The following is a 14,897-nucleotide window of genomic DNA, read 5'->3' as shown; positions in this document are numbered from 1 at the left end:
GTTCCTTGCGAATTCATGGATAATCGATACTATTCTTTATGAACTCGGAAGCAATTCTGTATAGTATCGTACTGTTATCCCATGGATGATCGATCTTATCCTTTCTGAGCCTTGATTAATACGTCTTTTCCTCCAACTACGCTGGATGGATAACTACTATGGTCGATTTTAAACTGATCTCCGTTCAGTAAAATAATAGGAGTAATGGTGTTGTACCCTTTTTGACCAATTTGATCGATAGCGAATTGTGCGATAAGATCTCCTTTTTTGATTTTGTCTCTAGGTGAAACTTTTATTTCAAAGCCTTCTCCTTTTAAGTTCACTGTTTCTAGTCCCAAATGAATCAACAGCTCTGCTCCTTCATCTGAACGAAGTGTAATGGCATGCTTGGTTGGGAATACATCGACGATTTCACCGTCAACCGGAGAATAGACATCTCCGCTTGTTGGTTGAACAGCAATGCCGTCGCCCATCATTTTTTGAGAGAAAACTTCATCAGGCACTTCTTCCAATGCAACAACCTTTCCTGATAATGGCGCTACAAAACTAATAGTTGATTCTTCTTTATATTCGTTTGTTTCCTGATTCATGATATCTAAAATTTGATTTTTTAACGTGTCTGAAGTAGGTCCAAATATTGCTTGAACTCCATTTCCTACCTCCAATACGCCTGAAGCACCAAGAGCTTTCAGTTTTTCTTTATTAACAGCGCCTTTGTTTTTTACACCTACTCTTAACCGTGTAATACATGCATCAAGATTATTGATATTTTCTTTTCCGCCAAGTGCTGCTAATACTTCATACGCTTTTTGATTGACAACAGATTCATCACTTTTTCTATTTGTTTTTTCTTCGTAATCTTTTCTAGTATAAAGTCTGTTCGAATCTTCATCTCCGCGTCCTGGTGTAAGAAGATCCCACTTTTTAATAGCCCATCTGAATACAACGTAGTAAACAACAGCCATTGCCAGACCAACGATAATGACATACCACCATGGCTCTCCAACACCAGGTAATATACCAAATAAGATAAAATCAATGATTCCGGATCCGCCGGCATATCCAACATTCACATCTAAAACATACATCAGCATAAATGACAGCCCTGCCATTAATGTGTGGAAAACGTATAATAATGGCGCTACGAACAAGAACGTGAATTCAAGTGGCTCTGTAATTCCTGTAAAAAATGCTGTTCCCGCAGCAGTCAATAATAAGCCTGCTACAGCTTTTTTGTTTTTCGGTTTTGCCATGTGATACATTGCTAACGCTACCGCTGGCAGACCAAACAGGACGAACGGGAATTTCCCTGCCATAAATCTTCCTGCTGTTATTTCAACGGCATCATTTACTTGTTTATCCGCAAGCTGAGCCATATACATTGCCGTATCCCCGGAAACGACAGATCCAGCAAGTGTTGTATACGTTCCGCCAACTTCCGAAAAACGAATTGGGATATAGAAAATATGATGCAATCCAAACGGAATAAGGGCACGTTCTACTAGTCCATAAATGAACATGTAAAGCGGCGGCGTATTTTCTCCAGATAAGGCAGCTCCAAGTGCATAAATGCCGTCTTGTACATGTGGCCAAACAAAGGCCAAAATCAGTGCAATAATGATTGAATAACCTGCTGTTATAATAGGAACAAATCGTGAACCGCCGAAAAAGGACAGCATTTCCGGCATTTTGAAATCATGATATTTTTCATAAAGAACTGCTGCTACAAACCCGATGATGATACCGCCAAAAACACCGATTTGAAGTGTCGGGATCCCTAACTCAAGTACACGCCCTGGCTCCGATACGTTTTCCGGCGTGATTCCAAGGACAATCCCGATAACGGTATGCATAACTAAATAACCAACAAGTGCTGATAAGGAGGCTGCCGCTTTTCCACCGGTCCAGCTCCCCGCTATACCGATAGCGAACAAAACACCTAAGTTTCCAAATATCGCTTTTCCTGCACCCTTCATTAAATCAGAAATCGTTTTCCAAAATCCTGAATCTAAAAAAGGCAAATATTCGATTAAATACGGAGATTGTAACGTTGTACCGATTCCCAGCAATAAACCGGCTGCAGGAAGCAAAGAAATTATAACCATAAAAGTTTTGCCAATTCTCTGAAAGAAATCAAAGTTAAATACCTTCTTCATTTCATAGCTCCCCTTCTAGATAAGATATAGAAAACGGATACATTCTAGCTATTTTTCAAGCAGGGAGTCATAACGGCTCCCTGCACGGACAAGTTATTATCGCAATTCCGGCCAGTATTCTTTATTGGCTTCGATTAAGGCATCCAATACCTCTCTTGCTTTTGCTGCAGATACAACTGTACGATTTAAAGTTAAAGCTTGCAGCGCTTTGGCGTATGAGCCTTCCATATATGCTTCCACAGTAAGTTTTTCATACGCATATTGCCCTTCAATCAATCCTTTATAGAATGTTGGAATTTCTCCAACTGCGTATGGTCTAGGCCCGTTTGAGGTTATACTTGCAGCCACTTCAACCATCGCATCATCCGGCAAATTGCTGATGATTCCATCATTTTTCAAAATGACAATAAAATTGTCGCCTTTGTTGTATGCAATGGATTCTGCAACAATTAAGATAAACTCACCATGCGCATCATTTGCTACTACGTTGGAATCTTTTGCAGTTCCTGTTTCAGCAACGCGCACACAATCTTCAAATACGCGTTTCTCTCTTCCGGCTTGTACTTCATTTGCACGCGTAAAATCCGGATTCAATTTTTTCAGCACTTTATCTGGATATAAATAATACTGTAAATACGTATTCGGCAAATAGTCCGGAAAATCTCGCACCATTTGCTGCACCATGGCATACGTTTCGAGCCATGATTTATCCCTTTGCTCGTAGTCAGCCGGACGGAAGCCGTTTTTCAAAATCATTTCCCTTAACTCAGGCAATTTGTCATTGCCTTGCGGATCATATAAATGAGTAAACCAGCCAAAGTGATTTAATCCGAAGTATACAGGATCAAAATCACGTTCATTCATATTTAATAAACGGCCGTACGAACGAAGCAAGTTTTCAGGCTGGTCGCAAATATTGAGGATTCTTTTATCATCAGGAAACATTTGCTGTAACGCAATCGCAACGATAGCAGCAGGATTTGTGTAGTTTAAAATCCATGCGTCTTTCGTTTTGCTTCTGACATCCTTGACCAATTGAATCATATCGCGGATCGATCTCATACCGTAAGCAAAACCGCCCGGCCCGCATGTTTCCTGACCGATAACCCCTAGTTTCAACGGGATCTTTTCGTCTTTTTCACGCATTTCATAGCCGCCAGTACGCATTTGCACAAAAACAAAATCGATATCTTCCGTGAATGCTTCCTCTTTATCTGTTGTATAGCTAAAATGAATGTCAGGGTACTCTTCTTTAAAGAGCACTTTCGCAAATTCGCCTATTATTTTTTGGCGTTCGTAATTGATATCATACATGACCAATCGGTTGATCGGGAAAGTATCTTGACGCGAGCAAATTGCTTTTAAAAGCCCTGGCGTCCAAGTACTACCCCCGCCAACAATAAGTACATTGAATTTTTTCATTGTGTTTCAGCTCCTGGTAGTAATTTTTCATGTAACTGCTTCTACCGATATCTTAACGAACGAAAAAACATAGACAGGAAAAATTTCATTTTATGAAACTTTTTTCATGGTCATTTATAATAGAGCGTACAATAAATATGAAATCCGGAGTGATTCGATGTACAACTTTATGGCTAAATTATTAAACTTCATTGAATCTTCAACAGACCAAACAAAATCAGAAATCATTATTGCCGAATATATTTTGAGGAATGTGGAAAAAATCCCGAAAATGTCCATTTATGAATTAGCTGAAGCGTGCCATACATCACCTGCAACGATCACCCGATTTTGTCAGCGCTTTGAAAATATTACGTTTAAAGAGCTTAAAGAATATGCCAGATCATTTATTGAATTTAATGATACCGAAGTAGACTATCAAAACCTAAAAACGAAATTTAATCTAAAACAAATAAACGAATATTATGACGAATTACTTGCTTCTCTGAAGCAAACAGAGCAATTTCTCCGCTCAAAGGAAATCATTCAAGTTGTTCACGAAATTCATCACTCAAAAAAAGTTGCTTTTTTTGGGGTAACATTTTCGCATCTCATTGCAAGAAATGCACAATTCAAATTTATTCGTCTGGGCAAATATGCTACTGCGTACAGCAACCATGAAAATCAAATTTCCGAAGCAGAATCACTTACGCCCAGAGATTTAGCCGTTGTCATTTCTTTTTCCGGAGAAACAAGATTTATCGTTCAGCTAGTAAAGGTATTAAAGAAGAGAGGCATTCCTATCGTTGCGATTACAGGCAATGAAAAAGGCTATTTAGCACAGAATGCGAAACAAATCATCAAAGTGAGCAGCTGCAAACTAGAATCCTTTAAATCACCTATTTTGGAAGAAATCAATATGCTGAGTGTAATTAATTCCATTTATCTCGTTTATTCTATCGTTTTTAAAAATTCGGAAGGATATCAGGCAAACAAAGGAGGCAGCTAAATGAATATTGTCGTAGCACCTGATTCTTTTAAAGGGAGTCTGACCTCTTCTCAAGCAGCAAATATTATGAAACAAGCAATACTTGACCTTCATTATGGTGATACAGTAAGAACAAAGCCAATGGCTGACGGCGGAGAAGGAACAGTCGATGCATTGTTAGCATCTTCAGCCGGGGATCGCATTGAGGTAACCTGTACAGGCCCCTTGGGTAAAAAAATAAAAACATATTATGCCATCCTCGAAAATAATACGGCTGCTATTGAAGTTGCCAATATCGCTGGGCTTGTCCAAGTGCCTCCTTCACAACGAAACCCGGATGTGACCACTACTTTCGGACTTGGCGAAGTGATGAAAGATGCATTGGATAAAGGCTGTAAATCGTTTATTATCGGGCTTGGCGGCAGTGCTACAAATGATGGAGGTCTTGGCTTTTTACAGGCGCTTGGCATGAAAGCTTGGGATAAAGAAGGAAAAGAAGCGGGGATTTTCGGAAAAGATTTATTGGAGGTCAATCAAGTAAGTTTCGACCGTTTGGATCCAAGATTGGAACATATTACAATAAAGGTTGCTTGTGATGTGGACAATCCGTTATGTGGTGAAAAAGGTGCCAGCGCAGTTTACGGACCGCAAAAAGGTGCCAGCAGCAAACAAATACCGATTTACGACGAAGCATTGGCCCGATTTGCTGCTCTTATTGAGAAGCAGAAAGGAAAAGTCTTCAATAACGTGAAAGGTGCAGGGGCAGCAGGAGGCTTGGGATTTGCATTCCTTGTACTAGGCGCAAAGCTTATATCCGGTGCTGAGCTTGTAGCAGAAGCCTCGAACTTGAAGGAAGCAATAGAGCAGGCGGATCTTGTCATTACAGGAGAAGGACAAAGCGATGAACAAACATTATACGGAAAAGCGCCCGGCTATATCGCTGATCTCGCTCAAATATACGGAGTTCCAACGATATTAATATCCGGCTCGCTTGCAGGCAATTTGGATGTGCTCCGCAGCAAATTTCACGGATGCTTTTCGATTATTACTAAACCATTGACGATTGAGGAATGTATGGATCAGGCAAAACAGCTATTGTACAACCAGACGAAGCAAGTGATGCATCTTATTCACTCTTTGAAGATATAATCGGATCCAGGTTTTCGCTTTTATAATCCAGATGGGGAAATTTTTTTCAGATGTTTATGTTGAATACTGCAAAAATAACTTACCCCTTATTCCATCTCAATTTTATCTAGAAGATTGACCGGCAAATCTCCAAAATTCCACATTAGAGAGGCATCTAAGATCTTGTTCAACATCTAAGATGCCTCTTTTGTAATGAAGGTAAAAGAAATAATTGATGTATTCCATTAAGCACCGACAATATCTTCACAATTTTTTGTTAAATTTATCGAATACAGATCATTTTCCTCACGATCATCCATGTTGTCTTTAAACAAGTCTATAATGCTTCCTGCACGTTTAAACGGTTCTTTCAACTTTTATTCCATAACTCCGTTTTTACCCCATATACTTTTCTTCTTGGTGCTGCAAATGCTAAAGTTCTTTAATGATTTCGACTTCGATGTTAAACAACCGTTCCGTTAAACTATTTCCTTCCATTCCTTTTGGATTTTCGCGGAAAAACTCAAAATTACCAAAATTGCCAAAAAGGTGAATGCGTATTAACTTCTCCAATCCTAGTAAGTCTTTATATAAGCGTGTTCTGAACCGAATTATTTGCCAAAACTTTGGTGTCGAACGTCCTTTCTTGAAAAAACACGAGATTGACGACTTCCGGAATATCGACTTCAGTACCGAGTTTATCGGCTGATACAGCAATTTGCGTCAGAAAAATGATCGATTAACGTTTGATACCAGTTGACGCTGTAATCAATAACCATTGCAAATCCGTCCTTATTCTCAGAAAACAGTTGATCAAAGCGCTCACTATCCGTTCTGTATGATGATTTTCGCAAAAACAATCGTTTTCTGCCTTCAACTCGAATTTATTTTTTATTAAATTTTTCAGTACAGTATCAATTAATAAGTCCATTCGTTTAGTGCTTTTAACACTAAGGGGGTGAAAACATTTGTTGTGTGATATCCACAAAATTGATTTCTAGGGATAAATTCCTTCTTTGATCTAGCTGTGCCGATCTCTTCGCATGTCTAGAAAATGCACGAATAAATTGTCATCCGATTAAACGCTATGTGCAATCTCTTCACGCATCGTTCCGTTTTTAGCAAAATTTATATGCCATGAAAGAGCTTTTTCTAAAACATGTGGTGTATGCCCTCCTCTTGCAAGAGCTTCCTGATAATATTCACGAAGCTGGTCGCGATACATCGGATGGGCGCAGCGTTCGATAATCAGTTCCACACGCTCTCTTGGCGCCAAGCCCCGGAGATCCGCATACCCTTGTTCGGTGACGATGACATCGACGTCATGCTCCGTATGGTCAACATGGGAGACAAAAGGAACAATGCTTGATATGTTTCCGTCTTTCGCTATTGATTTTGTCACAAAAATCGCCAGGCGGGCATTTCTTGCAAAATCACCTGATCCGCCAATGCCGTTCATCATTTTCGTTCCAAGTACGTGGGTTGAATTGACATTGCCGTAGATGTCCACTTCCAATGCTGTGTTAATGGAAATCAAACCGAGCCGACGAATAATTTCAGGATGGTTGGAAATTTCCTGCGGTCTCAGCACTAAACGGTCGCGGTATTTCTTAAAATTCGAGAAAACCTCCTTCATTTTCGGCTCTGAAAGGGTAATCGAACAACAAGAGGCAAAACGGACTTTGCCAGCATCTATCAAATCAAAGACTGCATCCTGCAATACTTCAGAATACACCTCTAAATCCTCAAATTCTGAATCCAGCAAGCCATGAAGAACTGCATTGGCGACGGAACCGATGCCTGACTGCAGCGGGGCCAAACGTTCCGTTAACCGGCCGGCTTTAATTTCTTTACGCAAAAACTCTATCAAATGCTGCGCCATAATGACTGTTTCTTCATCCGGAGGCACAATTGTCGACGGTGAATCCAGCTGATTGGTAAATACAATTCCTTTTACCTTCTCGATATCAATCGGTATTCCGATCGTACCGATTCGATCATTCGATTTTGTCAGCGGAATCGGTTTTCTTTCCCCTTGTTTCTCAGGTTCATACAAATCATGCATTCCTACTAAATCTGCAGGCTGTGCCATATTAATCTCTATAATGATCGATTTTGCGTGCTGGGCAAATGTCAACGAGTTTCCAATGGAGGTTGTCGGAATAACCATTCCATCTCTTGTAATAGAAACCGCTTCCAAAATTGCAAAATCGATTGGACCCATAACATTTGAGCGCACTAATTCAGCAGTATGGGACAAATGCTGATCGACAAATAAAAATTCTCCCCGATTGATTCCTTTTCTCATCGTAGGATCTGCCTGAAAAGGAAGCCTCTTGCCTAAAATGCCAGCTTCAGTGAACATTTTATCGATATCAGAACCTAAAGAGGCTCCTGTATACACATTTACTTTAAACGATTCTCGCTCTGCACGTTTTACCAACGCATATGGAACCGCTTTCGCATCACCCGCGCGTGTAAATCCGCTTAACCCTAAAGTCATCCCGTCTTTGATCCATGATGCGGCTTCATCAGCTGTGACTATTCGATCGCGCAAACGCAAATCTTCAATCCTTTCCAATTTATGGTCCATTTCCCCATCATCTCCCCTTTAATGAATTTAAAATTTATTTTACCGATAAAAGTTAATGGGGCAAGGTTTTGGGGATAAGTGACCGAAAATTCAGATAAACAACTCAATTTCCATACTAAAACAGAACGATTTTTTAAAATCCAAGCAATTTTCGAAAATAACTGGAGTAGGACTGACTGACAGGAATTTTATCACCGTTATTCATCAACAGCAAAAAAGTTGAATGCGCATCAGGGTAGATCTCCTTAATATGGTTGACATTCACAATAAAAGCCCGATGACAGCGAATAAAATAGTCCTTTGGAAGCAAGTATTCAAATTCCTGGAGAGAGTATTTATGCGTTCCTGAGCATCCTTCAGTGTACACATAGGTCTTTTTATCTTTTGCTTCTAAATACGCAACTTTCGAAAAAGGAATAGGAACCCATCCATCATCAGTTTTGACGGTCACAACAGATTTTCCATCCGTCAAAGCAGGAAAAATCGCAGTGACGCATCCCTCAAGCTTTCCTTCCCAAAAAAACGGTACAGCCATCCCGTGATAAGGAACGCCAAACACATCGCGGTTAATAAACTCAGAAACCTTTTGTTTGGTGTGCAAAGCTTTATACGCAATCGTTCCTTTTCTCACCAAGTCTCCCGGTCTGATTTTCAAATCAATCCGTTTGCTCGGCCGGTAATAGATATATTCCTTAGTATTGGAAACAGCAATCGAAACTTCATCAGAAAACAATTCACCAATAACGTCTAAAATGGAAACTACTGAAATACGTTCCATTCTTCAACACCCTTCGTGATCTATAAATCTTCAAGATATTAATATTTTACATCTTTTTTCACCCTTTTTGGCATAGTTCATATCGAGTGCGACTAATATCGTCACCTTTTTCAAATAGTTTATGATAAATGTATGTCTTAAACAGTGTAAGACTTACGCAACATTCGTCTTTTAGTTTGAATATTTCCCTGATGTTTCCTTCTTTTTAACTTTTCACCATATTGATTAACGAATACATATGAAATGTTACCGAAGTATCCTCGAATTTCTTCTATCAAGTAGTTTACATACTTCTTTAGTCATTGGAACAATCCGGCTTTTACGGCTATTGTTTTTGGTCCCAGTAACATAAAAATACCAGAAATTTCTGACTATTCAACTTAGTTTGCCCTTTGTTCTCACTCTAACATTAGTTTAATAGCACCATAGTCACGAAATCCCGTAAATACCTATATCTTTGACGTTTCATAGCCTCTTTACTTGCGTGTCTGTAGGCACAAAGATTCGTTGTTTATCCTTATTAATTTTGGCATTTTTTTTGACGAGACTTTCTTCAAATAATACCGTATTTATGTAGCTTTCTAAAAATCGATTTAATAGCACCGAAAAGAATATCCACGGTTACAGATGACGTATTAAATGTACCGTCTAATTTGGTCAGTAGTAAGATCTCTAAAACCGACAACATCTATAAAATTTTTTCAAGAACTTCAATAATCGGTACTCGTTCGTCCTGGATAGCTTCCGTTTTGTAAATGATCTTAGCGTATTTTAATCCTTCTGCAACCGTCATATAATCGAGATTACATCTACAATCAGATGTCTTGAAACTACCTTTCTAGCCTTTTTCGCATAATAAAAACCTCCAAAATTTTTCATTTTGGAGGCACGCGGTCTCTTTGATTCAGTGGGACGGAAACCTTGCGAAAATACGTTGTCCGTTTTTCGGTAGTTCCCGTCCGTTGAACGACTTCTAAATCGCTCAAACCCTTGTTGCTCTAGGCTTACGCGCTCGGAGGGACTCGAACCCCCGACGGACGTGGTACCGGAAACCACCGCTCTATCCAACTGAGCTACGAGCGCATTTTTCAAATGTCACGAATTATATTATAATCGAACCGAACAGTATATGCAAGAATAAATTTTGCTTAATTATCCATCGTGTCAAAATTGTTTTGAAAAATTCATTTTTCATCGTTGTTTGAAAAATAAAAAATGAGGGTATGATGGTACATGTATTGATCTTATAAATAATTATATATAAAAGTTTTTTGTTTGACCTTTATTGACCTTTTATGTATGATGGAATAGAAATGACTTTAACTTTGATGTGAGGGAGGAAACATAATGAATTTAATACCGACTGTTATTGAACAGACAAACCGTGGTGAACGTGCTTACGATATTTATTCAAGATTGTTAAAAGACCGCATTATTATCCTTGGTACGCCAATTGATGATCATGTTGCAAACTCCATCGTTGCTCAGCTTCTTTTCTTGGCAGCGGAGGATCCTGAAAAAGATATTTCCCTTTACATTAACAGCCCGGGCGGATCAATTACTGCTGGCATGGCGATTTATGATACGATGCAATTTATTAAACCTGATGTATCCACGATGTGTATAGGAATGGCTGCTTCCATGGGAGCATTCTTATTGGCGGCAGGTGCAAAAGGAAAACGTTTTGCCCTTCCGAATAGTGAAGTAATGATCCATCAACCGTTAGGAGGCGCGCAAGGTCAGGCAACTGACATTGATATTGCAGCTAGACGAATTCTCTCTTTAAGAGATAAATTGAACAGAATTTTATCTGAAAACACTGGCCAGCCTCTTGAAGTAATTGAACGTGATACGGACCGCGACAATTTCATGTCAGCTGAACGTGCAAAAGAATATGGGTTGATTGACAAAGTTTTAACAAAATAAAAGCTGCCTCAAATAGGAAGACAAAAAAAATTTAAACATATCAAGCAGACAGTATAAAAATAAACCGCTGCTTCATACCTTCACGCATTTGAATGAGGAGCAAATGTCAAGAATGATCTTGACAGCAGCTCCTCATTTAACTTTTTGGCAGGAATCGTCAGCTTTACGTTTTCGAAAGGCCGTTAACTGCCGATATTGCTTTAATCTAAGCCCAAAATGCGGATCGAGCCGGATGAAGGATTAAATATGCTTTCGGAGAGCCTGTGTAAACCGTATTTTGCTGAAGTTTTTTCTGGACACCTGCTGGCAAAAACAAGTGTTATACTCGATTTTTTCATGTTATAAAGGGCTAGAATCTCTCTTTATCCATTCAGCTGTAAGTCATTCGAACCATATCAAAGCACGTTTGTTTTTTCTTGAATGTTGATCGCAAATTTATGAAAAAATAGTATTTACACCAAATATATTGCTCGGATTCGTCCCGCTCTTTCGCAATGCTTTGAATCCAAAAGTTCCAGTTAAGAACCTTCACGAAGCTCTCTCCCAACATAAGATTTATCACAACTTTTCTATTAACGCACCCGAAGCCATTTTGTCTTCATATCAGTTTTAGCAAAAATAAAGCCCTCTTGTGGCTGACAGCGGTTGTTTCCTGCTTTCTCCCACAAGAGAGGCAATATCCATCCATTGATGAATTTTGTGGCAATTTTTTTGTGTGTTCACATTAATTTTCGTTTTGAATGTAGTTGATAAGCGCTTCTAATGCTTCTTCCTCATCGTTTCCTTCTGCGATCAATGTGATCTCAGAGCCGCTGTTAATAGCTAAGCTCATCAACCCCATGATGCTTTTGGCGTTTACTTTCTTTCCGTCTTTTTCGATAAAAATGTCAGATGAAAACCTGTTGGCTTCCTGAACAAACAATGCAGCCGGTCGTGCCTGCAAACCGGTTTTTAACCGAACTTCCACTTTTTTCTCAACCATATTAATCCCTCTCTTCTTAAAATTTATTTAAATGAAATCGTTTTGCCAGCCCGCAATTTTTCAGCGATTTCATCGATTTTTCTTAATCGGTGGTTGATTCCCGATTTGCTGATTTTCCCGCTGGACACCATTTCACCTAGTTCCTTCAATGTCACATCTTGATACATAACCCGTAATTCTGCAATTTCCCTCAGCTTTTCAGGTAAGGCGCTTAATCCGATCTTTTCATCAATGAATTTTATATTTTCTACCTGCCGTAAAGCAGCTCCAATGGTTTTATTTAAATTTGCTGTTTCGCAATTGACAAGGCGGTTCACTGAATTTCTCATATCACGAACGATTCGGACATCTTCAAAACGCAGTAGAGCTTGATGGGCACCGATCAATGTCAAAAATTCCCCAATTTTTTCAGCTTCCTTTAAGTATGTAATATATCCTTTTTTCCGTTCCAGTGTTTTTGCATTTAAATAAAACGTATTCATCAAACTGCATAGCGAATCGTTATGTTCCTTATATAACGACGAGATTTCCAAATGGTATGAAGAAGTTTCCGGGTTGTTGACAGATCCGCCCGCTAAAAACGCACCACGCATATACGACCGCTTGCAGCACTTTTTTTTCACAAGGTCTAAAGAGATTTGATGGTTATACATAAAATCCTTGCCTAAAATTCGCAAATCCTCCAAAATCTCTTTTACTTGTTCATTCATTCTAACAATATAGACGTTATTCTTTTTTAATCGCATCTTTTTTCGTACAAGCAGCTTGATCGGAACGTCATATTTTTTTTTGATCAGCATGTAAATGCGTCTTGCAATCGCTGCGTTTTCCGTCTGCACATCCAAAAGCAATTCCCGGTTGGAAAATGACACAGTTCCGTTCATTCGGATGAGCGCGGACAACTCTGCTTTTAAACAACATTGTTTTACTTCCAGTGTTGTCAATTCTTTTTTCGTCTCTGAAGCAAACGACATGTTTCCATTACCGCCCTTTCCGATTACGTTTCTTCCAGAAGCAAATTTTTTAAGATGTTTGCCACTTTATTCGTATCATGTCGAATAACATGTTGATCGAAGGAGACCATGTTGTCCTGCACTACTCGAAGTCCCATATCTTTTAGCGCCTCTGCATCGACTTGGACAGGAAAAGCTGATTCTTTCGCGTAGCGTTTTTGTATGTATTCGGGAATAGATCCGTTGTTCACGAGGATCACATCAATAAACGGACAGTTTAAATGATCGTAAAGAGCCTTCACATGATCGCTCGCTGTATAGTTTAGCGTCTCCCCTGGCTGAGTCATGACATTGCATATATATATTTTTTTGGCCGAGGACTTGCAAACCTCCTCGCCAATTTTCGGAACGAGCAAATTCGGTAAAATGCTTGTATAAAGACTTCCAGGCCCTAAAATGATCATATGTGCCTGTCTGATGACATCGATCGTTTCTTGAAGAGGTTTTACATTTTTCGGGGTTAAAAACACCTTTTTAATTTTTTTTCCTGAAAAAGGGATTTTCGATTCCCCTTTCACAACAGATCCATCTTCCATCTCCGCATTTAATACAACGCTCTGGTTCGCTGCAGGCAAAACAGTACCGCGAACATTTAAAACTTTACTCATTTCCCGAATGGCGTGCATAAAGTCACCGGTGATATTGGTCATCGCTGCAAGTATTAAATTGCCTAGAGAATGGCCAGTCAAATCGTTCCCTTTTTTAAAACGATGCTGGAAAAGTTCCTCGATTAGCGGTTCCACATCGGAAAGAGCAGCTAACACGTTGCGAATGTCGCCCGGCGGGGGAATGTTCAGTTCATCACGAAGTCTACCGGAGCTGCCACCATCATCTGCAACTGTTACAATGGCCGTGATATCAAAAGGGAGCAGCTTTAAGCCTCGAAGCAGAACAGATAATCCGGTTCCTCCTCCAATAATGACGATTTTCTTTTTATCCATAGTTATCGATAGTTTCTCCTTTCAATATCACGATGGGATACATGCACTTTGTAGTTTTTGCGGAAAAAATCCCCTAAATATTCAGCCAGAGTCACCGAGCGATGCTGTCCGCCAGTGCAACCGATTGCAATGACCACTTGACTTTTTCCTTCTCTTTGAAAATGAGGGATCATAAATGAGAGTAAATCTGTCAGCTTCTCTAAAAATTTAGATGTCTCTGTCCATTTTAAAACATATGATGAAACTTCTTCGTCAAGCCCCGTCTTAGGGCGCATATGATCAATATAATACGGGTTGGGCAAAAATCTCACGTCAAACACTAAGTCCGCGTCGATCGGCAAACCATATTTAAATCCAAATGATAAAACGTTCAACGTAAAGGTTTGATCGCCATTTTCTGCGAACTGTTTTAAAATTTTTTCTCTTAATTCTCTTGGCTTTAAGTTGGATGTATCATATACAATTTGCGCACGTCCCTTTAATTCCTCCAGCATTTCCCGTTCAAGGCGGATCCCCTCAAGCGGAAGACCTTTTGGAGCTAATGGATGGGTTCTTCTCGTCTCTTTATACCGGTTAACTAATACTTGATCATGTGCATCAAGAAACAAAATTTGCGGTGCGATCCACGGGATATCATTGATTTCTTCAATTGCCTGATGGAAAGATTCAAAAAATTCCCTTCCCCTCAAATCCATAACTACAGCTACTTTGTTCATTTTCGTTCTCGATTCTTTCATAAGCTCTAGAAACTTGGACAAAAGAGTAGGTGGAAGATTATCGACGCAAAAATATCCAAGATCTTCAAAGCTTTGAATCGCAACCGTCTTACCTGCCCCGGACATCCCCGTAATAATAACCATCTTAATATTTGAAGTTTCACTCATCATTCAAAGCCCCCCGTTTTTTCAAAAGAAAAATATTCAGTAACAGATGTTGAATAGGAAATATCGGGATTTATTTTTTTGATCTGATAGCTTTTTGATCAAGGATG

At 39.4% G+C, this 14,897-nt stretch carries 12 protein-coding genes and 1 tRNA gene; 3 read left to right on the top strand and 10 right to left on the bottom strand.

Annotation, left to right across the window (positions count from 1 at the left end; all coding sequences use genetic code 11):
- Positions 1-95: 95 nt before the first annotated feature.
- Together ptsG and RI196_RS03655 are read right to left on the bottom strand one after the other, a co-directional pair.
- Positions 96-2,156, bottom strand: a complete 2,061-nt coding sequence (gene ptsG, locus RI196_RS03660; RefSeq protein ID WP_311066905.1) for a glucose-specific PTS transporter subunit IIBC — start codon at positions 2,154-2,156, stop codon at positions 96-98.
- Between the two features lie 96 nt (positions 2,157-2,252).
- Positions 2,253-3,578 (bottom strand): 6-phospho-alpha-glucosidase, encoded by a 1,326-nt coding sequence (locus RI196_RS03655; RefSeq protein WP_063388732.1) that lies wholly within the window; start codon positions 3,576-3,578, stop codon positions 2,253-2,255.
- A 157-nt stretch (positions 3,579-3,735) separates the two neighbouring features.
- On the opposite strand from RI196_RS03655, the gene RI196_RS03650 reads away from it, so the two are divergent.
- Together RI196_RS03650 and RI196_RS03645 are read left to right on the top strand one after the other, a co-directional pair.
- Positions 3,736-4,566 carry a MurR/RpiR family transcriptional regulator gene (locus tag RI196_RS03650; RefSeq protein WP_235600468.1) on the top strand — a complete coding sequence of 277 codons (831 nt, stop codon included), beginning with the start codon at positions 3,736-3,738 and terminating at the stop codon, positions 4,564-4,566.
- The gene (locus RI196_RS03645; protein WP_130158641.1) at positions 4,567-5,694 is read left to right on the top strand and encodes a glycerate kinase; all 1,128 of its coding nucleotides are present in this window, start codon (positions 4,567-4,569) and stop codon (positions 5,692-5,694) included.
- A gap of 224 nt (positions 5,695-5,918) precedes the next feature.
- Here the strand turns inward: RI196_RS03645 and RI196_RS03640 are convergent, their stop codons facing one another.
- From RI196_RS03640 to RI196_RS03625, 4 genes are all read right to left on the bottom strand, one after another.
- Positions 5,919-6,047, bottom strand: a complete 129-nt coding sequence (locus tag RI196_RS03640; protein ID WP_277986848.1) for a hypothetical protein — start codon at positions 6,045-6,047, stop codon at positions 5,919-5,921.
- 704 nt (positions 6,048-6,751) lie between these two features.
- Positions 6,752-8,266, bottom strand: coding sequence for a succinyl-CoA:acetate CoA-transferase ScpC (gene scpC / locus RI196_RS03635; protein WP_311066904.1), 1,515 nt, complete (start codon positions 8,264-8,266; stop codon positions 6,752-6,754).
- A 133-nt stretch (positions 8,267-8,399) separates the two neighbouring features.
- Positions 8,400-9,044 (bottom strand): LytTR family DNA-binding domain-containing protein, encoded by a 645-nt coding sequence (locus RI196_RS03630; RefSeq protein WP_066249117.1) that lies wholly within the window; start codon positions 9,042-9,044, stop codon positions 8,400-8,402.
- A 1,007-nt stretch (positions 9,045-10,051) separates the two neighbouring features.
- Positions 10,052-10,127: transfer RNA gene (locus tag RI196_RS03625), tRNA-Arg, on the bottom strand.
- Positions 10,128-10,391: 264 nt separating this feature from the next.
- Here RI196_RS03625 and clpP point away from each other — a divergent pair.
- Positions 10,392-10,970: an ATP-dependent Clp endopeptidase proteolytic subunit ClpP gene (gene clpP / locus RI196_RS03620; RefSeq protein ID WP_063389160.1), complete on the top strand. Its 579-nt coding sequence runs from the start codon at positions 10,392-10,394 to the stop codon at positions 10,968-10,970.
- Positions 10,971-11,694: 724 nt separating this feature from the next.
- On the opposite strand, the gene RI196_RS03615 is transcribed toward clpP, so the two are convergent.
- From RI196_RS03615 to rapZ, 4 genes are read right to left on the bottom strand one after another with little or no spacing between them, the layout of a single operon-like run.
- Entirely contained in the window at positions 11,695-11,952 is a 258-nt protein-coding gene (locus tag RI196_RS03615; RefSeq protein ID WP_063389161.1) for an HPr family phosphocarrier protein, read from the bottom strand.
- A gap of 23 nt (positions 11,953-11,975) precedes the next feature.
- Positions 11,976-12,926, bottom strand: a complete 951-nt coding sequence (whiA, locus tag RI196_RS03610) for a DNA-binding protein WhiA (protein WP_063389162.1) — start codon at positions 12,924-12,926, stop codon at positions 11,976-11,978.
- 23 nt (positions 12,927-12,949) lie between these two features.
- Positions 12,950-13,906: a gluconeogenesis morphogenetic factor MgfK gene (mgfK, locus tag RI196_RS03605; protein WP_063389163.1), complete on the bottom strand. Its 957-nt coding sequence runs from the start codon at positions 13,904-13,906 to the stop codon at positions 12,950-12,952.
- Positions 13,907-13,908: 2 nt separating this feature from the next.
- A complete protein-coding gene (gene rapZ / locus RI196_RS03600; RefSeq protein WP_186439301.1) occupies positions 13,909-14,793 on the bottom strand; it encodes an RNase adapter RapZ in 885 nt (294 codons plus the stop codon).
- Positions 14,794-14,897 lie beyond the last annotated feature (104 nt).

The organism is Aeribacillus composti (assembly GCF_031760945.1).
Classification (GTDB): Bacteria; Bacillota; Bacilli; order Bacillales; family Aeribacillaceae; genus Aeribacillus; species Aeribacillus composti.
The sequence above is the reverse complement of the archived record's forward strand: the minus strand, read 5'-3'. Positions and strand labels throughout refer to the sequence as shown.